Raw genomic sequence first — 19,732 nt, forward strand, 5'->3', positions numbered from 1 at the left:
TAATTTACACTCAAATCTGCGCTCTAATTTAAGTACAATATTAAGCACTAAATCACATCAACGTAAGGCAACATACATGAATGCAATGAGTTTTTTAGTCAACACTCTGTTTGACTTATACCTAATGGTCGTCATTCTTCGTTTTTGGCTACAGCTTGCAAGAGCGGATTTTTATAATCCATTTAGCCAATTTGTGGTTAAAGCGACACAACCGATTATCGCACCAATGCGTCGACTATTACCCTCTGTAGGACGTTTTGATACTTCATCAATGGTACTGGCACTGATTGTCGTGTTGGTCAAAATGTTAGTGCTTACTTTCATTGCAGGGGCAACTGTAGACATTGTTACTTTATTATTATTCTCAGTGATCTCAGTAGTAAAACAAGCTGGCGTGTTACTTTTTTGGATGTTACTTATCCGCGCAGTATTGAGCTGGTTTAACCAAGGTTATAACCCAATTGTGATGGTGATGACCCAATTAACAGAACCTATTTTAGCCCCAGTGCGCAAAGTACTGCCTGCTATTGGTGGCTTGGATTTATCTGTATTAGTGGTATTTATTGCGATGAATTTCATTAACATGTTGTGCGCGCAATATATTCCTTTTTGGTCAATTATTTAGATTTAGAACAAACCTAACTAATGAATCCAGTAAGCTATATTAACGATGAGCAGCAAGGTGACTTGCTGCTTTTTGTTTATGTGCAACCCAAAGCCAGCCGCGATCAAATTGTCGGTTTGTACGGTAACGAATTAAAAATAGCCATCACAGCACCACCTATTGATGGTAAAGCAAATGCTTATCTGTCTAAATATCTTGCAAAAGCCTGTAAAGTAGCCAAAAGTCAGGTTCATATCATTAAAGGTGAACAAGGTCGTCATAAACAAATTAGAATAAGCCAACCTCAGGTTATTCCGCCAGAAATAGCCGCCCTTTTGTCACCGTTTTCTCTATAATAATGTTATTGCTCACGCCCATTAAGGACAAAATTATGTTTCATTCTCAGCGCTTATCTCGCTCATTATTACACATGTTATTGTTGTCACTCATAACCATCACCAGTATTGGCTATGCTCATGCAGAGCAAAAACTACAAGTTGGTCATTTTGATATTCATTACATGGCGCTCAGTAGCACCTTTATTACTCCTGAAATAGCCAAAACCTACGGAATTGAACGTAGCAGTTACAATGGATTGGTGAACATTACCGTGCTCAATACTAATCTAGAAGGGAACCCTGCTATCCCTGTTGAAATATCAGGTATAGCTAATAACTTACTAGATGCCCGCATAACGCTTGATTTTAAAGAGATCCGTGAAGGAAATTCTATCTATTACATAGCAGAAGTGCCATATCGTGATGACCAAGAGGTCAATTTCACAATTGCCATTAAATACGGCAACCAGCTAAACACCTCATTGAAATTCAAACAAAAGTTCTATGTAGATTAAATCATCGATAAAAAGCCTAGAGCGCTGCGCTGCTAGAACGCTTCGCGGCTAGATCCTATAAAATCAATAGCCTAGTCGCCCAACGACTCAATCTTAGCAGCGAATCAGTCCTTAGCAGTGACGAAGTCATGCCCTAGAAGCGAAGCGCACTATCCGCGTAGCGGCCTAGGATCTTAGCAGTGACGAAGTCACGTCCTAGAAGCAAAGCGCACTATCCGCGTAGCGGCCTAGCTACTCCCATAGCCTATCGCGGGGTAGTTAGAGTATAATGACGGCAAATTTACCCTCATCTAAAAAACTTATGCATACCTTAGCCAAACAACAAATTGTTCTTGCCAGTGGCAACAAAGGCAAACTTGCCGAATTTGATCAAATGCTGACAGCATTTAATATTGAAGTATTACCACAGAATCAATTTAACGTGACAGAGGTTGCAGAGACAGGCACTACATTTGTAGAAAACGCCATTATTAAAGCTCGCCATGCCGCTGAAATAACGGGTAAGGCTGCAATTGCAGATGACTCAGGCATTGAAGTTGATGCACTACAAGGCCAACCAGGGATTTACTCGGCACGCTATTCTGGTCCTGGTGCAACTGAAACTAGCAACTACCTCAAGCTACTTGATGCATTGCAAGGTGAAACACTTCGAAGTGCCCGTTTCCAATGTGTACTTGTGTATATGCGTCACGCAAAAGATCCCACGCCAATAATTTGCCAGGCTTCATGGGAAGGAACAATAAACCATGTCCCACAAGGCGAACAAGGCCATGGATATGACCCAGTGTTTATTCCACAAGGTTTTGATTGCTCGGCAGCTGAGTTAACTCGTGAGCAGAAAAATGCCCATAGTCATCGAGGCAAAGCACTTGAGTTATTAGTGAGTGCCATGAAAGCCCAAGGTATTATTTTATCGAACAATACTTCTGGCGGTCATCAATAAATGACATTGCAACTACCACCTCTTAGCTTGTATATCCATATTCCTTGGTGCGTGCAAAAATGCCCTTATTGCGATTTTAACTCTCATGGCCAAAATGGTGAGTTACCACAGCAACAATATGTCGATGCGTTACTGGACGATTTAAAACAAGACTTGGCTTATGTTCAAGGTAGAAAGGTGCATACCATCTTTATCGGCGGTGGCACGCCATCGTTATTTGACGCTAGCCAAATTCAACGCATACTTGAAGGCGCACAAGCATTAATCCCTTTTGAAGATAATATTGAAATCACCATGGAAGCCAATCCAGGTACATTAGAGCACGACGACTTTAGTGCCTATCGTGCTGCGGGTGTCACGCGCTTATCTATTGGGGTGCAAAGTTTTTCAAAAGAAAAACTTAATCTGCTAGGACGTATCCACAATGAAGATGAAGCTAAAGTGGCGGCTGAAAAAGCCAAACAAGCAGATTATTTAAGTTTTAATCTCGACTTAATGCACGGTTTACCAAACCAAAGCTTTGACGAAGCCATGCATGATATCGACACAGCAACAGCTTTAGCCCCACCGCATCTTTCTTGGTATCAACTCACCATTGAACCCAACACCTTGTTTCATTCAAAACCGCCACAATTACCAGATGATGAGAACCTGTGGCAAATTTACGAGCAAGGTCAGCAGCGCTTAGCGGCATTAGGTTATGAGCAATACGAAATATCGGCCTATGCCAAACCGGGATACCAATGTCGCCATAATCTTAATTACTGGCAGTTTGGCGACTACCTTGGCATCGGTTGCGGTGCCCACGGTAAGATCACTCTCCCCGACTCAAATCGGATTGTGCGCACCGTAAAAATAAAACACCCTAAGGGCTACCTCGCTGCGGATAAATATACCTTTGAAACGACAGATGTCGTTGAAGAAGACCGTCCATTAGAATACTTAATGAACCGCCTAAGATTGATGACTCCAATCCCTAAAACCGAATTTGAGCAACGTACAGGTCAATCGGCCGAGGTGGTAAAGCTGGGAATGCAAAAATCAATTGAACGGGGATTATTGACAGAAACCAAAACACATTGGCAATTGACCTCTAAAGGCCACATGTTTGTAAATGATTTGCTGTCTCAATTTATTTAACTTAATCAGCCGATTTAAAAAAAACAATATGACTCGCAGTTTACTTTTTAATCCGGAAACTGCGAGCCAATAATCAGAAAATCGGCTCCTACCACTACATTCCACTTACCTTAAATACACACTTTCTAACATTTCTATTCACACTTTTAGACAAAGCTTGATTAGGATATGCGCCTATAACTTAGGTACTTTGGGAAGATATCAATGTCTATTAAAACTAAAACAACTCTCGTTGCTGTCGCGTTATCAAGTTTATTAAGCGCTTCAGCCATTGCGAACTTGCACAACATGCCGCAATTGAGCCAACAAGAAAGTACAGCGACATCAAGCCAACAAACCGAGTCAGAAAAAGCCAACGCATTGTTTGAAGCCATTTTTATGGAAAATGTGATGGCAAATCCAGTCAATCAAACTTACCTTGGTATAAAACAAGATTACGGCAAGTGGAATGACTTGTCTGACGCTGCTGCCGATGCAGATTTAGCCCGCAGTAAACAGCAACTCACAAGATTGACGAGCCTTGATGCCAACAAACTAAATGAACAAGCGGCCCTCAGTTATGAACTGTTAAAAGCTGGCTTAGAACACAGTATTAGCGATGATAAATGGCGTTATCACACTTATCCGATTAACCAAATGTATGGAGTCCATTCTGTAGTGGCTTCATTTCTGATTAATCAACATCAGGTTACCGATGAAAGTGATGCTAAAGCCTATATTAGCCGTTTGAACGCCATACCAACACTACTGGCACAATTAGAAACCTCGTTAGAAATTCGCGCTAAAAAACATATCATTGCACCAAAATTTGTATTCCCATACGTAATTTCTGATAGTAAAAACATTATCACTGGCGCCCCATTTACAGATACAGGAAAAGACAGTGCATTATGGGCTGATGCGACACGTAAAGTAAATAAACTCGATATAACTAATGACAGTAAAAAAGCATTACTAGCTGAAGTTAAGCGAGCTCTACTGACTAAGGTAAAACCTGCCTATGAGCAATTAATAACCTATACCAAGTCACTTGAAGCTCGCGCCGATACTCGAGATGGAGCTTGGAAACTGCCTGATGGAGAAGCGTTTTACAATAACGCTCTAGCACGTACCACCACAACCGACATGACCGCAGACACGATACACGATCTTGGCTTATCAGAAGTTAAGCGAATTCATGATGAAATGCGGATCATTATGAAAAAGGTACACTTTGCCGGCAGCTTACAAGAGTTTTTTGTGTTCATGCGCGATGATAAACAATTTTATTACCCAGAAACTGATGAAGGCAAAACGGCATATCTGGCTCAAGCAAAATCACTGATCGATACTATGGAGTCTCGTTTAGACGAAGTGTTTACTATTAAGCCTAAAGCCGAATTAGTAGTACGAAAGGTAGAAGCGTTTAGAGAAAAGTCTGCTGGTAAAGCATTTTACGACCAACCTGCACCAGATGGTTCTCGCCCAGGAAGCTATTACGCTAATTTATACAAAATGGAAGCGATGCCAAAGTATCAAATGGAAGCACTTGCTTACCATGAAGGCATTCCAGGGCATCACATGCAAATTGCTATTGCACAAGAACTGCAAGGTATTCCAAAATTCCGTAAATTTGGTGGTTACACGGCTTATATTGAAGGTTGGGGACTTTATTCAGAATATTTCCCGAAAGAAATGGGCTTATATGCCGACCCATACTCTGACTTTGGCCGTTTATCGATGGAGCTATGGCGCGCATGCCGTTTAGTGGTTGATACGGGGATACACGCAAAAAAATGGACTCGTGAACAGGCTATTACCTATTATGTTGAGAATACTCCCAACGCTGAATCTGATGCGATAAAAATGGTTGAACGCCATATTGTTATGCCATCACAAGCGACAGCGTATAAAGTGGGAATGATTAAAATACTACAACTACGTGAGCAGGCTAAAAAGGCACTAGGAGCTAAGTTTGATATTCGCGAATTTCATACTGTAATTCTTAAAAATGGTCCATTGCCATTAGACATACTTGAAGAGCAAGTAAACAAGTGGATTAAACAGGTTCAATCACGGTAATTTTCAATAACTAATCCACTCGAACTAACATAAAACGGCAACCTGAGGTTGCCGTTTTTTTGTCAAATTTCACAAAAAAATAACCCCAGAACAAAGTCTGGGGTAAACCAAATAAATTAGGATGATGGTTTTAAGGTTGGCATTATTTTAGTTCGAAAACCATTGCCAACACTGATTCAAAATTTGCTACCTTGCCGATTTGTACGCCCAACTGAAAAGGGGTCATTTCTCAGAAAAACGCAGGGTTCAAATCACTTCGAATCAACTAACTACCATTGTATTGATATCAGAACAGAGTTCAACTAGTTAACAAATGTAAATCGCTAAACCCTTGATTAGCAACTTACTAATAAACTAATCAATCAACTCCTTAAGCAATTTAAAATCAAACACTTAAAACAAAGCCGCAAGGTAAGTCGCGGCTTTGTTTTAAAATAGAAACAATGTTTCCACTTTTACTTACGAAGTTTATACAAATGGTCGAACTTAGCATCCCAATAAGGTGGGCTACTAATGTGCGTTTTAATAAAATCAATAAACGCACTGACTTTGGGAGCTAGATGCTTACGACGAGGATACACAGCTTGTAATGGAAGGTTGTGAGTCAACTGCCAATCAGGTAACAAAGGTACCAATGTCCCTTGAGCGATTTCATCTTCCATTAAGTAACTGGCTAAATATACAATGCCTAAACCACTCACTGCGGCCGATTTCAATGCTGGTGCATTATCGACACGGAAATTGCCTGACACACCAATTTCGCAATAGTCTTCGCCCTTTTTAAATTGCCACATACTGTGCTCATGCCACTCGCCTTGATACACCAAGCAATTGTGCTCAACTAACTGTTCAGGTCGGCTAATGTTACCATGTTGCGCAATATAACCCGGTGAGGCGACTAATAAGAACTGACATTTCATTAACGGTCTTGCCACCATACCCAGCGGCAATTGCTCAGACATGGTTAACAGTAGATCTAAGCCTTCACTGACAACATCGACCTTATGATCAAGTAAGCTAACTTGTAGTTCAAGCTCTGGATGTCTTGCCATAAATGCTGGTAAAGCAGGAATAATATGCATGGTGCCAAATGATTGCGATATCCCAACTTTTAATACACCACGAGTTGCATCATTTAAATTGTGAACACTTGAAACTGCCTGCTCTGCATCACGAAGGAGCTCTTCGCCTTGGAGATACAATAAATTGCCGGCTTCAGTAAGGCTTAAACTGCGGGTTGTTCGCTGAATAAGCTGCACGCCAAGTTTATGTTCAAGATCTGCAACTTGAGTACTTACTTTAGATTTAGAAATGCCAAGACGTCTGGCTGCAGCACTAAAACTTCCTGCACGTGCAACATGAGTAAAAATTGCGATAGGTTCTAACAGTTCTAACATGAAAGTCGCCTTAAGCTGGTTACGACATTAATAAAAATTCCAGATATCTGTTAGCCATTGCTGGTAACTAAACCTTGTTAAGCGTCAATATCAACATTCAGATATTATGATTGATGCTATTAAATGAGCATCAAAACAAACTAATACCGTTAATCAACACCAACAAATGAAGATTCTGAAATATAACCACATCTAAAGTAGAGTGTAATTTTGTAATAATTGTCACGAGTATAACAAAAAAAGCTTCTATGGCTCTATATTTATAATTGACAATTTTTTTATCAGAACAAAGCAACACTAGCTATAGCGGTAAAGCAGCTAGAATTGGCACAAAAAAAAAGCCCCTGTGTCTTCAAAAAGAGCACAGGGGAAGGTCAGGTGTCCGGGAAGACAGGTTGAACAAAATAAATTTACTCTTTTAGTTCGCCTAACTTAGCTAATGTATAAGGTGCAAGTTCTGGTATGTCTTTACGAACTTGGCTTTCTAACACTAATAATCCTTCAAAATTATCACAAATTTTATCAGCTCGTTGTTCAAGGCCTTGTGATTGCGATTCAAGCTGTTGCTCGATGTCTTTACCGACATTATCCATTTTTTGTGAAAAGGTATTCATTTTCTCTTCAAATGAACCACCTTCAGAAGACATAATCTGACTACCTAATGTCATCATTAATGATCCCATTGAGTTGGTGACCATTTGTTCTATCTCTTGCTCAAACTCTTCATTAAATGCATGTTCAATTGAAGACTCTGTTGAACCTAAATAAAACTTATCGCCTTGCTGATACGCCATGGTGTCAATGCGTTTTTGTATCCCCGTCATGAGCTTATCAATTTGGCTACCAGTGGCATCGCCAAATATTGGAGTTAATGCCATATTAACCGCCTGAGATGCCATTACTACAACATCACCGACCAAATCAATTACCTCTGGAACCTGACGAGATAGTTCATCAGAATATTGAGTGAGCAATGTTTGTTGCTTAGCGTTTAAGGTAACCTTTTTACCGTCTACATACAGTTGATCCAGTTCAACGCGATATTTCTCGGATCCATTATCACTAATCTGCAATTTTTTTGGTTCAACGGTAACGTCATAGTTTAATGTCACATTGCACTTTTCATCATTAATTGACATTTTTGCCATAGCTGGAGTCAACGCCCCTGCAGTGAATAACATGCTGGTTAACGCTACACCACAAATCAACTTCTGTTTGGTCATGATAAAAATCCTTTTGCTATACGAATATCAATAATAAGGTCGAATATGAGTGTTATAAAGCACAAGCTATGCCAACAAAGTTAACTCGATGATTTTTAATAGATAAAACAAATATAGAGTTAATGAGTTAACTGATGGATGGGTGATAGCGGAAGTGTATTCGTAAAATAAACCAAAAAGTAGTCTATTTTACGAATCTCAATAATAATTAATTTAGAGGGGTTAAATCAAAAAATGGAACGGCCTAACTTTTGGCTTAACTGTTCTAACATAGCCGTACCGGCCAAGGAGTTTCCATTGATATCCAATTCAGGAGACCATACACAAATAGACATATCACCAGGGATTACGGCAATAATGCCTCCACCCACGCCACTTTTACCTGGCATTCCCACTCGATAAGCAAACTCTCCTGCGCCATCGTATAATCCAGATGTCGCGAGTAAAGCATTGAGTTGCCTAGTTTGCACTGGGGACACTAAACTGTCGCCATCAAGCGTTTTACCGCGGTTAGCCAAATAGAACATCGCACGGGATAAATCAGCGCAATTCATTCTTAATGCACAGTAATGAAAATAGCTTTTAAGCACGGTATTGACGTCGCCCTCAAAATTACCAAATGACTTCATTAAATAGGCAATAGATGCATTACGAGCACTGAACTGGAACTCAGAATCCGCCACGACTTTATCGTAAGATAATGTCGCGTTTTGACTCAATTGACGTACCACTTCGAGCATTCGATGTTTAGGCGCCCCTAAACGAGCTTGCAACAAGTCGGCAATAACAAGTGCACCTGCATTAATAAAAGGGTTTCGAGGTTTTCCACGCTCTAATTCGACCTGTACCAGCGAGTTAAATGAATGTCCTGAGGGTTCTTTACCCACACGACTCCAAATTTCATCTTCGGTATATAAATTAAGTGCCAGAGTAAGGCTAAAGACTTTTGAAATACTTTGAATTGAAAACGGTTCGAGGTAATCACCCGCACCAATTGTTTGACCATCAACGGTGGTAACTGCAATCCCTATTTTGTTAGGGTCAACGCAGGCAAGAGCAGGAATATATCCTGCAACCTTGCCTTTACCCAATAGCGATCTTACTTTATCGACAGCTTCTTGAAGTAATAATTGCTCAGGCAATTTAGCTTAACCCCACCAGATATCGTACAAATCACTGACTTCGAGGTTAGATACAGGCTTGTCTTTCCAGAATGCATTCACTGCAGCGGTATCTTCATCAGTACATTTACCGATAGCTTGGGTAGCAATAATACCTTCCCATTGCTTGTGTCCACCACCGTGGAAACCTAATTGACGAGGTTCAATGACTTCAACAAGAAATTGATCAACTAAGTTATCAATATCTGCCTCAGAAACAGACTCATCAAAAGTCCAGTTGATTTCAAAGCCTAATTCTTGAAACTCATCAACTCGTAATTTTTTACGTAAACGACGACTACGATTTTGCGCCATGGTGTATTCTCCGATTGCTGAAAGTGTAGTTGTGATTAAGCAGTACGCTCAAACATGATATCCCATACGCCGTGACCGAGTCTGTGGCCTCTTGCCTCAAACTTGGTAAGTGGACGATGCTCTGGACGTTCGACAACTGTACCAGTTGTTGATTGATTTTTATAACCTTCTGCGGCATTCATTATTTCTAACATATGCTCGCTGTAATTCTCCCAATCGGTTGCCATGTGAAACACACCACCAATTTTAAGCTTACGGCGGATAAGTTGTACAAACTCGGCTTGCACAATCCGGCGCTTATGATGACGTTTTTTATGCCATGGATCAGGGAAAAACAATTGAACGCGCTCAAGTGAACCATCAACAATGCTGTGCTCTAGCACTTCCATTGCATCGTGATGATATACACGTAAGTTAGTCACTTCAGCAGCACCGGCCTCAGAAAGACACGTACCAATGCCTGGCTTATGCACTTCTATGCCAATAAAGTTTTGTTCTGGGGCAGCTTTTGCCATTTGCACTAATGATGCACCCATACCAAAACCGATTTCTAATACGGTATCAGCATCGCGACCAAACACTTGAGTTAACTCCAACGCTTGTGGAGTATAATCAAGTCCCATTGCTGGCCAATGTGCTTCAATTGCTTGAGATTGACCTTTGGTTAAACGGCCTTCGCGTAAAACAAAACTTCTGATTTTACGAATATACTTACCGTCTTCGTTAAATTCAGCTGTGGTAACGTCGCTCATCTTTGCCTCATTGTCTGCGTACTTTATTGTGCTGTTATAACTAATAATTAACTAAAACAGTGCCAAAATATTATTCCAACACTATTTAACAGCACATTACGCATTGCTATCTGTAATAGATCGTTTTTAAACTCAGTTGGGCATTATACCTAAACTCATTGCACATGTTTACGCTAATTTAGTGCAAACGTGTGATTTTAAATAGCAGGGCCACTTGTGTAATAAAATGGCTATAGCTACACTGCGCCCATGAAAAATTTGACTCCATTTTCTGAGCGTATCATCGCTTGGTATGACCTTCATGGTCGTAAATCGCTGCCATGGCAGATCAATAAAACACCTTATCGAGTTTGGGTGTCGGAGATCATGCTCCAGCAAACTCAAGTCGCGACGGTTATTCCTTATTATGAAAAGTTTATGGCGCGTTTCCCTAGCGTTATAGATCTTGCTAATGCTCATCAAGATGAAGTGCTACATTTATGGACTGGCCTAGGTTATTACGCTAGAGCGCGTAATCTACATAAAGCGGCTCAGCATATTCGTGATGCTTTAAATGGACAATTTCCCACACAGTTTGATGATGTGGTTGCGTTATCTGGAATAGGTAAATCGACTGCTGGCGCAGTGTTATCCTTATCGCTCGGTCAACACCACTCAATTTTAGACGGTAATGTAAAACGAGTTTTGGCACGACATGGTGCTATTGAAGGTTGGCCGGGACAAAAACACGTTGAACAACAATTGTGGCAATTAACCGATGCGTTAACACCAGCCAAAAACGTTGAAAAATTTAACCAAGCTATGATGGATATTGGTTCAAGTGTTTGTACCCGCAGTAAACCTAATTGTGCTGCCTGCCCTGTAGCAATTGATTGTGTGGCTCAACAGACAGGTCATCAAAGTTTATATCCTGGTAAAAAACCTAAAAAAGTAACGCCAGAAAAATCAGCGTTTATGGTGGTTTTAGTCGATAACAGCGAAGATTCAGTAAAAGTTCAGCTTATTCAGCGTCCACCAGCTGGTATATGGGGAGGATTATGGTGTTTTCCACAATTTGAACATCAAGCAGAATTAGATAATTATTTAACGCTGCATAATTTGACAGAATCAGAGCAAGGGCTTGCAGGGTTTAGGCATACATTTAGTCACTTCCACCTTGATATTCAACCAGTGCTAGTTGAACTATCTGTCGATCAAGCAACAGGCATCATGGAACAAACCTCGGCTCTCTGGTATAACATAGAGCAACCTGCGAAAGTCGGGTTGGCAGCCGCTACAGAACGTATTTTGGCTAATTTAGCCGTACTTTTCGCGACACATTAGTTTTTAATGTAATTAAAGTTAGTAAGGAATCATCATGGCTCGCACAGTTCACTGTCAACACCTAAACAAATCAGCTGACGGCTTAGATTTTCAGCTTTACCCAGGCGAATTAGGTAAGCGCATTTTTGACAATATTGGTAAAGAAGCTTGGGGCTTATGGCAAAAGAAACAAACAATGCTCATTAATGAGAAAAAGCTCAATATGATGAATGTTGATGACCGCAAGTTTCTTGAAGAGCAAATGACTAATTTTTTATTTGAAGGTAAAGACGTTGAAATCGAAGGCTATGTTCCACCAGCTGAAGATGAATAACACAACAACATAATCAATAACTGTATTAAACAACAAAGCCGCTTAACTTAGCGGCTTTGTTTTTTGGTTGTTAATCACAAATTCAACAGATTATTGTTTAACGCCTTCCACAACTAATGCTAATTCAACGTTTGCAGAAGCTGGACCTAAATCCATTTTGACACCAAAATCTTTCATTGCAAAAGTGGTTTTGCCACTAAAGCCTGCACGGTATCCACCCCATGGATCTTTACCTTCACCAATAGCAACGGCATCAATGCTTAACGGCTTAGTCACACCATTTAAAGTAAAGTCACCATTAATTACAAACTGGTTATTTCCTTTATCAACAATTGATGTTGATGAAAAAGAGGCTTCTGGAAATTTACTGGTATTTAAAAAGTCTGCGCTGCGTAAATGCTTGTCTCGCTCGGCATGATTAGAATCAACACTGTTAGTATTAATTTTAACATTCACTTTAGCATCTGCGACTTTGTCAGCATCAAAACTGAAGTCGCCAGAAAACTCATTAAAGCGCCCCACTACAAAGCTATAACCCAAATGGCTTACACTAAATTGAATCGATGCATGTGCACCTTGAGTGTCGATAACATAGTCGGCAGCATTAACAGCAACAGGTAACATAAACGTTGCACCGATTACTGCTGCTATAAGGTGTTTTTTCATGGTTTTTTATTCCTTTAAGTTAATAAGTATATAAACAGATAAATAAGTAGCGTGGTATCTATCGAGAGTCATTATTAATACACTCGATTGTTAAATAATTCGATTACTTGCCAATACGGTTTGGCATAAGCATTCTTTTAAGGGTGTTGTCTTTATCAATAACATGATGCTTAATCGCACCTGCTGCATGCAAAACAACCAAGCCGATTAAGCTATAGGCAAGGTATTGATGTATAAACCCCGCTATATCAGCTTGATCGTCAATAAAGGCATTAGGAAATGGCACGGCAAACCAGTCAAAAATCCAAATATCTCGGCCATCAGCTGTCGAAATCATAATTCCTGAGCACATAATGAGTAGCATTAACGTATATAGAATAATATGTGCCCACTTCGCCAAACGCTTTTCCCATGACTGATGATTCGATATCGGATTAGGAGTGTGTGATATCGTTCGCCAAACTAATCTTAATAGCGTTAAACCAAGTAACAGCAGACCGATACTTTTATGCAGATGCGGCGCAGTTTGGTACCAACTACTATAATAGGTAAGATCCACCATCCAATAACCCGCACTAAATAGGCCAATAACTGCGATTGCGGACAACCAATGGATTAAAATAGTCACCAAGCCATAGCCAGCTGGAGTATTCTTTAACATGCCTTACTTTCCTCTAAAGAAGTTACAACATTCTAACGTTAGTTTTGGGAAAGAAAATCAGTAAAAATAGCCGAAATCGTTCTATAAAATAGAAGTGATGAGAGTTAGATAACGTTAACTACACAATGTAATTAAGTAATGACTAATTCGACGTACACCAATTGTAGCCACTAATTATTAAATATCATCTAGGCCCTGTTGGTCTTTCATCGTTAAAATTCGTTCTAAATAAACGGTTTGTTTATTTATATATCAGGCTGCAAATATTAGAGACTAAGCCTCTAACTACGCTTATGTCTTGTAACCAACATATTCTATAAAGATTAAAAAGACCTTAACCCGAGCCTTTCGGCTAGCGTTTGTGACGTCTATAACTAGGTTATCGCCCGCGCATGTGAAATCACTACTCCGGATAAACTCTCCCTTTTATAAAATCGTCACAAATATCCGCGCTATTCGTCTTTAAAGTTCAATCGATTTTAAGCTTGCCGTACAGAGTCGGTTCTATTGTGCTAAATAGATGCCTTGGTTACTCAGTTAACGTTAACTAAGATAATTCACTTGACCGAAAGTTCACTCATTTACATGTAAATGGGCATTTATCTGCGCAGAAACTCGATCTTACTGATAACACTAAGACGCCAATTATATGTTGAAAATAAAATTAGACTAATGTTGAGCAAAAAACAGACGGGGAATTCAATTACCGAGCTACTCTTTAGTTATTTTATTTAATCATCAGTAAGCTTCTACGACTTTATTCTTATCGATTAACGCTTAGAAACCACTTTTAGAGTTAAAAATCGATAAAAAACCACCAGTTTGCACATTAACTAGCCGAACGAGTAAAAACATTTGAAAAACCACTTGCACGATAAAAACCATCACTATACTATGTGCGCACTCCAGACGAGACAGGCATTGATTACCAAGTTAATACCTAGTCTGCAGTAATTAACTAACGCTTAGTTAGTTGCCCGAATAGCTCAGTCGGTAGAGCAGAGGATTGAAAATCCTCGTGTCCCTGGTTCGATTCCGGGTTCGGGCACCATATTTAGCCGGCATAGCTCAGTTGGTAGAGCAACTGACTTGTAATCAGTAGGTCCCGAGTTCGACTCTTGGTGCCGGCACCATAAAAACAAAAAAGCCACTCAATGAGTGGCTTTTTTGCATCTGCAGTATAAGTCGAATCAAATATCTGGATTCAGATATTTGATTTAGCTTCTATAAACAAAACAGGCACTCAATTGAGTGCCTGTTTTGTTTAAAAAGCCCGGAGACTATCTACCGAGTACTTCAACCCGAGCTAAACGATTAACTTGGTTTAATGACCCCAAGTGACCATAAATCGGCCCTAGTAAACCGCGCTTTTTAAGTTCGATAAACTCTTCGTCGCTTAATGCATTTAATTTAGCTTCATCAATAAGGTATAAACCATTGATATTGCGTTTCTCTCCGGCGACATCAACAGTAAGAGTCTGATTAATCAGCAGCCCTTTTTCATCTAAAAAACCTAAAATACCGCGAGTAGCTTGATCTTGTTCATAATGGCTAATCAACGCTTGCTTACGCGCTTCTAAAAACGGGGTTTCTTTACCATCTTCAAACAATGCTTGGCCGTCTGTTTTAGTCACTTCTTTGGCATCTTCGCGAATACCAATCCAGACTTTATCTTTAACGTCTGGGTTAACCACTAAACCAAGAGGATAGTCACGAACAACTGCGGGTATATACAAACCTTGCCACTTACCGTCTTTTACACTTAGATTCTGACCAGGTTTTAGGCCTAACATTGCAACTGATTGAAATTCGTTGGTATCACTGTTTTTAACAAATACGATTGGATACTCAGTGGCAGCACGATTAATTTCATGCAAAGTAACCGGCACGATGTGCTGCTCCGCCACGTGTGAAAAGTCACTTGGAGTCAGTTTTAAATCACCATGCTTGGTTTGTTCTAATAATGTAATCTGGTTGGGCATCTTGGCTCCTTGAAGCACTGATTATCTTCTATGGTATAAGTACAACATCATTGTCATACGTTACGTTAACAAATAATTAATAACTGAAACTACCAAGTTAAATCTTAAATTCAAGTAGATTTAAGTTAAATTGTGTCAATAAACGTCAAATGGCCAATTCTTGTGCAAAATAGGCTTTGTGTTTAATAAAGCCTATTCGTTTATGTTGATAGTCGCTCAACTCTCTATGTGATCACTCGTCTAATGTAACTTGAGCTTTGGACGTTGCCAGCGCAGTAATTTTTGGGCAATACGATATACAGATGCCGAGAACCAGCCATACAAGCTAGCTAAGTGACGCTGATACAGAGAAATGTACATCAAACGTGCAACATGTCCTTCAACAAAAAAATCGCCTGAACGTAGGCTTCCCATTAAGTTGCCAACCGCCGAAAATCGACTCAGTGATACCAGTGATCCATAGTCTTTATAAACGAAAGGCTTTTCTGGCTGCTGTTTCATCTTCAAACAAATATTGGCATAAAGGCGATCGGCCATTTGGGCTGCAGCTTGGGCTCTTGGTGGTACCGGCTTACCTGATGGTAAAATTAATTGAGCACAGTCGCCTAAAGCGTAAATATCATCGATGCCTTTTACACGCATACAATCATCTACATCAATTTGATTACGGGGAGTAACGGGAAGTTGAGTGAAGTTTTCAAATACTTTCGGGCCTTTGACACCTGCTGCCCACACCTTGATATTTGCTTTAATCGTCTCGCCTGTCGCAGTAACAAAGCCTTCTTTGGTCACTTCTTTAACCTGCACACCTAAATGCAATTTAACGCCTAACTTTGACAATACCGTTTGTGCTCTTGTACTCACTTGCTCTGGCAATTGAGGCAAGATTTTGGTTGATGCTTCAATTAAATTTATATCTAAATGATCTTTAGATATATTTTGATAACCGTACTCTCTTACTGATTCAATAACATGATGGAGTTCAGCGGCAAGCTCGACACCTGTAGCACCCGCGCCAACAATGCCGATACCTAATTGATCTTGGGTTTCATTAAGCTGTAACAGTGCATCCATTAGCTTATGATGAAACAGATTAGCACTGTCTAGACTGTCTAAAAAAATGCAGTGTTTTTCGGCTCCGGGTGTATTAAAGCTATTTGATACCCCCCCTAATGCTAGAACAAGAGTATCGTATTCAATATTGCGTGCGGCAATGATCATCTCGCCTTCATCGTTAAACACTGGAGCAAGTTGGATTGTTTTAGTACTCGGATCACATTGCTCAATGGCACCACGAATATAGCGGTAACCGTTTTTTAATCCGTGATCTCGATATTGTAGGCCTTCGATTGATTGATCTATAACACCAACCGCGACTTCATGTAATTTAGGTTTCCAGATGTGAACGGTATTCTTATCAATCAAACTGATATCGATTAACGGATTTTTACCAAATTTGCGGCCCAACTTTGAAGCCAATGCCAGCCCTGCTGCCCCACCACCCACAATAACAATTCGTTGAACCATACATTACCTCAAAATTACCTTATACCAATAACTTCGTCACACTGTGTTTATAGTTATAAAAAAAGGCCCTTATGGGCCTTATACTGCTTCTTCATTTTCTTCGCCGGTACGAATACGAATCACGCGTTCAATATCAGTTACAAATATTTTACCGTCACCAATTTTACCTGTTCTGGCTATATCAACGATAACATCAATCGCACGTTCCAGAATGTCATCTTGGATTACTAATTCAATTTTTACCTTAGGTAAAAAATCAACCATATATTCTGCACCACGATAAAGCTCTGTGTGACCTTTCTGACGTCCAAAGCCTTTAACCTCTGATACTGTCATACCAGTAATGCCAATTTCAGCAAGTGACTCACGCACATCATCAAGTTTAAACGGTTTAATAATCGCTTCGACTTTTTTCATTAAATACTCCTGTCATCGGCTAAGTTTTTGATTAACCTCAACTCGGGATAAGAGATGGGATAAATCGATAAGAAAATGGTTTGTTTCAAGTCTGCAATATCTAACTGGCCATTTGTTTTACTAACAAGCAATATTTACGCGTGAATATGGTGCCTATTACAATTCAATCCACGACAATAAGCAGGACAAAAGCAATTTAATAACCATTTATAATCCCATACTGAAGTTGATTAAGCACATGTCATCATTGCAATTTATATACTCGCTAACATCATCCAAATATCTTACTTGAAAGCGAAGCTAATTGTCGCGGCTATTTTACGTATTTATGAAAAGATATTTCTCAGCGAAGCAGTTGGTTATTTTCTATACTATCTTAATGTTACTGCAGGACGCAGCAGACCACGTTTAAGGATGAACAAGTATGACAAATTTTAACCGAGTTAAAGGCTTTGGTCTTATTGAAGTTATCGTTGTGACACTCATTGTAATGTTAATGTCACTTATTGCAATTCCATCATTCAAATCTGTTAATGAACAAGTCAGAGCAAAAAGCAATATAATAACTATTCAGCAATCGATGCAGTTTGCACGCAATATGGCTATCAATTACGGAAGAAGAGTGACGGTTTGTAATCTCGAGGATAACAATTGCACTAAGCAATGGCATAAGGGATATACAGTTTTTCTCGATGGTTCACAAAAAAATGAACTATCTGCTGATGATGTTATTTTACTTCAAATACCTTCTTTTAATGCAAATGACACGGTTTACTATAATAGAACATCAGTAAGGTTCCAACCTGATGGTCTAGCGTCAGGAACCAATGGTACATTTAGGTACTGTCCTAATTCAATTGATAGCCCTTACTCGAAAGCAGTAATAATTAATCAATCTGGCAGAGTACGCTTTTCAAAGAAAAAGGTAACATGTAAAAAAAGGTAACGTCTTATTTACCTAATTGTAGACGAATAAATCCGCATTAGTGGAACCACTACCACAATAGCCCTTCTATAAAAAATATATTGTCAAATGACTTTATACAGACCTTTTCATCGCTTATTATTAATAATAATTTATGCTCTACTATGTTTTCCCGTTGCTTATCCGATATGAAAAAGTTGATATTTTTCTAAACGTTTTCTGTGAATAACTGTCAGAAAACAGTCTCCACGCATGGTTCCTCAGAGCAAGCGTTGTAGCATGTCATAAACAAAATATATGATTAGGCACGACTGTGGAGTAAAGTCATATTGGCTATAGCCATTTGATGCTTTATTGATCTATGCCATCTTTACTTTCAAGAACAAACGATTAATGTTGAAAGTGAATTGGTTTAGACTGAAAACAATTAAACAACAAAAAACATGGTATTATTTAACTAAAACATCGGAAAATCAGGCTTATTCCACTAATAATGACTATGTGCAACAAGGATGAATCATGAGAAGAACTAGCGGATTTACTCTTATTGAGTTGATGGTAACAGTAGCCGTTTCGGCAATTTTGTTGGCTGTCGCTGCGCCTTCGTTTACTTCGTTATACAATAATACCCGCGCGGCTTCTGCAATCGGAAATATCGAAAGTTCTATGGCATTCGCAAGAAGCCAAGCTGTTAATTTTGGTAGAAAAGTATCTGTTTGTCCAGGAAATGGGAGTAGTTGTTCGGGGAGTTGGAATAATGGCTACATTATTTTTATTGATGATAATGGAGATAAAACTGCCGACAATGGAACTGAAGTGTTAAAGAGGATACAAGGTTTTAACTCTAAAGATTTTATTAAAGCATCGTCTACACTAATAACGTTTGGTATGGATGGAATGCTAAGTAGCACAAGCTCAATAAGTATTCACTATTGTCCGTCTAAGAAAAATAGTGAATACTCTAAAGGCATTAGCATCAGCCCATCGGGGAAAATAGCAGCCATCAACACTGATGTAAATTGCAATTCATAGCGGTAAAAAACAACTAACTTTACCAGCAGTCACTTGGTGTTTTCACCCCATCTGAAGTTATCTCTATTGATGCACACTCTGTATCTCGAGTAGCTTGGACACCAATAGCTTTAGCCTCTATAGTATATCTATTAGCATTAGCTACAGTTGCATCTATTTTATAAAATCCATTCTCGACAACAAAATTACCATTACCATCAACAGAAAAACCAAGTTTTTTCATATTTTTAGTGAACGTTTTATGATCTAAATAATATTGTTCTTGCCTGTTGGCCACATTCATCAAACCAGCTAGCGCGTCAGCCCTAGCTCCCTTCGCAACAAATTTAGTATACGAAGGATATGCAATAGAAGCTAAAATCCCTACAATGACGACGGTAATCATTACCTCTATTAAGGTAAAACCAGAGTATGCTTTAGTGATTGTTACTTTCATTT

General features: G+C 39.4%; 21 protein-coding genes and 2 tRNA genes. 12 read left to right on the forward strand and 11 right to left on the reverse strand.

Features of this window, described 5'->3' with window-relative positions:
* Positions 1 to 76: 76 nt before the first annotated feature.
* From SFRI_RS14795 to SFRI_RS14820, 6 genes are all read left to right on the forward strand, one after another.
* The gene (locus tag SFRI_RS14795; protein WP_011638310.1) at positions 77 to 625 is read left to right on the forward strand and encodes a YggT family protein; all 549 of its coding nucleotides are present in this window, start codon (positions 77 to 79) and stop codon (positions 623 to 625) included.
* 20 nt (positions 626 to 645) lie between these two features.
* On the forward strand, positions 646 to 960 hold the full coding sequence (gene yggU, locus SFRI_RS14800) for a DUF167 family protein YggU (RefSeq protein ID WP_011638311.1): 315 nt from the start codon (positions 646 to 648) through the stop codon (positions 958 to 960).
* Positions 961 to 1,034: 74 nt separating this feature from the next.
* Positions 1,035 to 1,457, forward strand: coding sequence for a DUF4426 domain-containing protein (locus SFRI_RS14805; RefSeq protein WP_165872337.1), 423 nt, complete (start codon positions 1,035 to 1,037; stop codon positions 1,455 to 1,457).
* Positions 1,458 to 1,725: 268 nt separating this feature from the next.
* Positions 1,726 to 2,400, forward strand: a complete 675-nt coding sequence (gene rdgB, locus SFRI_RS14810) for an RdgB/HAM1 family non-canonical purine NTP pyrophosphatase (protein ID WP_011638313.1) — start codon at positions 1,726 to 1,728, stop codon at positions 2,398 to 2,400.
* Complete coding sequence (gene hemW, locus SFRI_RS14815) at positions 2,401 to 3,540, forward strand: radical SAM family heme chaperone HemW (protein WP_011638314.1); 1,140 nt, start codon at positions 2,401 to 2,403, stop codon at positions 3,538 to 3,540.
* A gap of 204 nt (positions 3,541 to 3,744) precedes the next feature.
* The gene (locus SFRI_RS14820; protein WP_011638315.1) at positions 3,745 to 5,601 is read left to right on the forward strand and encodes a DUF885 domain-containing protein; all 1,857 of its coding nucleotides are present in this window, start codon (positions 3,745 to 3,747) and stop codon (positions 5,599 to 5,601) included.
* 455 nt (positions 5,602 to 6,056) lie between these two features.
* Here the strand turns inward: SFRI_RS14820 and SFRI_RS14825 are convergent, their stop codons facing one another.
* From SFRI_RS14825 to trmB, 5 genes are all read right to left on the reverse strand, one after another.
* Entirely contained in the window at positions 6,057 to 6,998 is a 942-nt protein-coding gene (locus tag SFRI_RS14825) for a LysR family transcriptional regulator (RefSeq protein WP_011638316.1), read from the reverse strand.
* A 410-nt stretch (positions 6,999 to 7,408) separates the two neighbouring features.
* Positions 7,409 to 8,221, reverse strand: a complete 813-nt coding sequence (locus SFRI_RS14830) for a YggN family protein (RefSeq protein WP_011638317.1) — start codon at positions 8,219 to 8,221, stop codon at positions 7,409 to 7,411.
* A gap of 227 nt (positions 8,222 to 8,448) precedes the next feature.
* Positions 8,449 to 9,363: a glutaminase B gene (gene glsB / locus SFRI_RS14835; RefSeq protein WP_011638318.1), complete on the reverse strand. Its 915-nt coding sequence runs from the start codon at positions 9,361 to 9,363 to the stop codon at positions 8,449 to 8,451.
* Between the two features lie 6 nt (positions 9,364 to 9,369).
* Entirely contained in the window at positions 9,370 to 9,696 is a 327-nt protein-coding gene (locus tag SFRI_RS14840; protein ID WP_011638319.1) for a YggL family protein, read from the reverse strand.
* Between the two features lie 35 nt (positions 9,697 to 9,731).
* A complete protein-coding gene (gene trmB / locus SFRI_RS14845) occupies positions 9,732 to 10,448 on the reverse strand; it encodes a tRNA (guanosine(46)-N7)-methyltransferase TrmB (RefSeq protein ID WP_011638320.1) in 717 nt (238 codons plus the stop codon).
* 249 nt (positions 10,449 to 10,697) lie between these two features.
* Here trmB and mutY point away from each other — a divergent pair, with 249 nt between their 5' ends.
* Together mutY and SFRI_RS14855 are read left to right on the forward strand one after the other, a co-directional pair.
* The gene (mutY, locus tag SFRI_RS14850) at positions 10,698 to 11,771 is read left to right on the forward strand and encodes an A/G-specific adenine glycosylase (protein WP_011638321.1); all 1,074 of its coding nucleotides are present in this window, start codon (positions 10,698 to 10,700) and stop codon (positions 11,769 to 11,771) included.
* A gap of 34 nt (positions 11,772 to 11,805) precedes the next feature.
* Positions 11,806 to 12,084 carry an oxidative damage protection protein gene (locus tag SFRI_RS14855; protein WP_011638322.1) on the forward strand — a complete coding sequence of 93 codons (279 nt, stop codon included), beginning with the start codon at positions 11,806 to 11,808 and terminating at the stop codon, positions 12,082 to 12,084.
* Positions 12,085 to 12,174: 90 nt separating this feature from the next.
* Here SFRI_RS14855 and SFRI_RS14860 read toward each other — a convergent pair whose 3' ends face one another.
* Together SFRI_RS14860 and SFRI_RS14865 are read right to left on the reverse strand one after the other, a co-directional pair.
* Positions 12,175 to 12,750 (reverse strand): YceI family protein, encoded by a 576-nt coding sequence (locus tag SFRI_RS14860; RefSeq protein ID WP_011638323.1) that lies wholly within the window; start codon positions 12,748 to 12,750, stop codon positions 12,175 to 12,177.
* A 103-nt stretch (positions 12,751 to 12,853) separates the two neighbouring features.
* A complete protein-coding gene (locus SFRI_RS14865) occupies positions 12,854 to 13,411 on the reverse strand; it encodes a cytochrome b (RefSeq protein WP_011638324.1) in 558 nt (185 codons plus the stop codon).
* Positions 13,412 to 14,386: 975 nt separating this feature from the next.
* Here SFRI_RS14865 and SFRI_RS14870 point away from each other — a divergent pair.
* Both SFRI_RS14870 and SFRI_RS14875 read left to right on the forward strand, forming a co-directional pair.
* Positions 14,387 to 14,462, forward strand: a tRNA-Phe gene (locus SFRI_RS14870).
* Positions 14,463 to 14,468: 6 nt separating this feature from the next.
* Positions 14,469 to 14,544 (forward strand) — tRNA-Thr (locus SFRI_RS14875).
* A 147-nt stretch (positions 14,545 to 14,691) separates the two neighbouring features.
* Here the strand turns inward: SFRI_RS14875 and SFRI_RS14880 are convergent.
* The 3 genes from SFRI_RS14880 to SFRI_RS14890 all read right to left on the reverse strand — a co-directional run bounded on the left by SFRI_RS14880 (position 14,692) and on the right by SFRI_RS14890 (position 17,337).
* On the reverse strand, positions 14,692 to 15,393 hold the full coding sequence (locus tag SFRI_RS14880; protein WP_011638325.1) for a SapC family protein: 702 nt from the start codon (positions 15,391 to 15,393) through the stop codon (positions 14,692 to 14,694).
* Positions 15,394 to 15,633: 240 nt separating this feature from the next.
* Positions 15,634 to 16,920, reverse strand: a complete 1,287-nt coding sequence (locus SFRI_RS14885) for an NAD(P)/FAD-dependent oxidoreductase (RefSeq protein ID WP_011638326.1) — start codon at positions 16,918 to 16,920, stop codon at positions 15,634 to 15,636.
* 78 nt (positions 16,921 to 16,998) lie between these two features.
* Complete coding sequence (locus SFRI_RS14890; RefSeq protein ID WP_011638327.1) at positions 16,999 to 17,337, reverse strand: P-II family nitrogen regulator; 339 nt, start codon at positions 17,335 to 17,337, stop codon at positions 16,999 to 17,001.
* Positions 17,338 to 17,761: 424 nt separating this feature from the next.
* On the opposite strand from SFRI_RS14890, the gene SFRI_RS14895 reads away from it, so the two are divergent.
* Together SFRI_RS14895 and SFRI_RS14900 are read left to right on the forward strand one after the other, a co-directional pair.
* Entirely contained in the window at positions 17,762 to 18,283 is a 522-nt protein-coding gene (locus SFRI_RS14895; protein ID WP_011638328.1) for a GspH/FimT family pseudopilin, read from the forward strand.
* A gap of 498 nt (positions 18,284 to 18,781) precedes the next feature.
* Positions 18,782 to 19,294 carry a GspH/FimT family pseudopilin gene (locus SFRI_RS14900; protein WP_011638329.1) on the forward strand — a complete coding sequence of 171 codons (513 nt, stop codon included), beginning with the start codon at positions 18,782 to 18,784 and terminating at the stop codon, positions 19,292 to 19,294.
* A 19-nt stretch (positions 19,295 to 19,313) separates the two neighbouring features.
* On the opposite strand, the gene SFRI_RS14905 is transcribed toward SFRI_RS14900, so the two are convergent.
* Positions 19,314 to 19,730, reverse strand: coding sequence for a type IV pilin protein (locus SFRI_RS14905; RefSeq protein WP_011638330.1), 417 nt, complete (start codon positions 19,728 to 19,730; stop codon positions 19,314 to 19,316).
* Positions 19,731 to 19,732: the final 2 nt, after the last annotated feature.

This window comes from Shewanella frigidimarina NCIMB 400 (assembly GCF_000014705.1).
GTDB classification, from domain to species: domain Bacteria; phylum Pseudomonadota; class Gammaproteobacteria; order Enterobacterales; family Shewanellaceae; genus Shewanella; species Shewanella frigidimarina.

Excerpts from the sequence above, each read along its gene's own strand:
- SFRI_RS14795 (WP_011638310.1), top strand. The coding sequence starts at position 77 with ATGAATGCAATGAGTTTTTTAGTCAACACTCTGTTTGACTTATACCTA.
- yggU (WP_011638311.1), top strand. The coding sequence starts at position 646 with ATGAATCCAGTAAGCTATATTAACGATGAGCAGCAAGGTGACTTGCTG.
- SFRI_RS14805 (WP_165872337.1), top strand. The coding sequence starts at position 1,035 with ATGTTATTGTTGTCACTCATAACCATCACCAGTATTGGCTATGCTCAT.
- rdgB (WP_011638313.1), top strand. The coding sequence starts at position 1,726 with ATGACGGCAAATTTACCCTCATCTAAAAAACTTATGCATACCTTAGCC.
- hemW (WP_011638314.1), top strand. The coding sequence starts at position 2,401 with ATGACATTGCAACTACCACCTCTTAGCTTGTATATCCATATTCCTTGG.
- SFRI_RS14820 (WP_011638315.1), top strand. The coding sequence starts at position 3,745 with ATGTCTATTAAAACTAAAACAACTCTCGTTGCTGTCGCGTTATCAAGT.
- SFRI_RS14825 (WP_011638316.1), bottom strand. The coding sequence starts at position 6,998 with ATGTTAGAACTGTTAGAACCTATCGCAATTTTTACTCATGTTGCACGT.
- SFRI_RS14830 (WP_011638317.1), bottom strand. The coding sequence starts at position 8,221 with ATGACCAAACAGAAGTTGATTTGTGGTGTAGCGTTAACCAGCATGTTA.
- SFRI_RS14840 (WP_011638319.1), bottom strand. The coding sequence starts at position 9,696 with ATGGCGCAAAATCGTAGTCGTCGTTTACGTAAAAAATTACGAGTTGAT.
- trmB (WP_011638320.1), bottom strand. The coding sequence starts at position 10,448 with ATGAGCGACGTTACCACAGCTGAATTTAACGAAGACGGTAAGTATATT.
- mutY (WP_011638321.1), top strand. The coding sequence starts at position 10,698 with ATGAAAAATTTGACTCCATTTTCTGAGCGTATCATCGCTTGGTATGAC.
- SFRI_RS14855 (WP_011638322.1), top strand. The coding sequence starts at position 11,806 with ATGGCTCGCACAGTTCACTGTCAACACCTAAACAAATCAGCTGACGGC.
- SFRI_RS14860 (WP_011638323.1), bottom strand. The coding sequence starts at position 12,750 with ATGAAAAAACACCTTATAGCAGCAGTAATCGGTGCAACGTTTATGTTA.
- SFRI_RS14865 (WP_011638324.1), bottom strand. The coding sequence starts at position 13,411 with ATGTTAAAGAATACTCCAGCTGGCTATGGCTTGGTGACTATTTTAATC.
- SFRI_RS14880 (WP_011638325.1), bottom strand. The coding sequence starts at position 15,393 with ATGCCCAACCAGATTACATTATTAGAACAAACCAAGCATGGTGATTTA.
- SFRI_RS14885 (WP_011638326.1), bottom strand. The coding sequence starts at position 16,920 with ATGGTTCAACGAATTGTTATTGTGGGTGGTGGGGCAGCAGGGCTGGCA.
- SFRI_RS14890 (WP_011638327.1), bottom strand. The coding sequence starts at position 17,337 with ATGAAAAAAGTCGAAGCGATTATTAAACCGTTTAAACTTGATGATGTG.
- SFRI_RS14895 (WP_011638328.1), top strand. The coding sequence starts at position 17,762 with ATGACAAATTTTAACCGAGTTAAAGGCTTTGGTCTTATTGAAGTTATC.
- SFRI_RS14900 (WP_011638329.1), top strand. The coding sequence starts at position 18,782 with ATGAGAAGAACTAGCGGATTTACTCTTATTGAGTTGATGGTAACAGTA.
- SFRI_RS14905 (WP_011638330.1), bottom strand. The coding sequence starts at position 19,730 with ATGAAAGTAACAATCACTAAAGCATACTCTGGTTTTACCTTAATAGAG.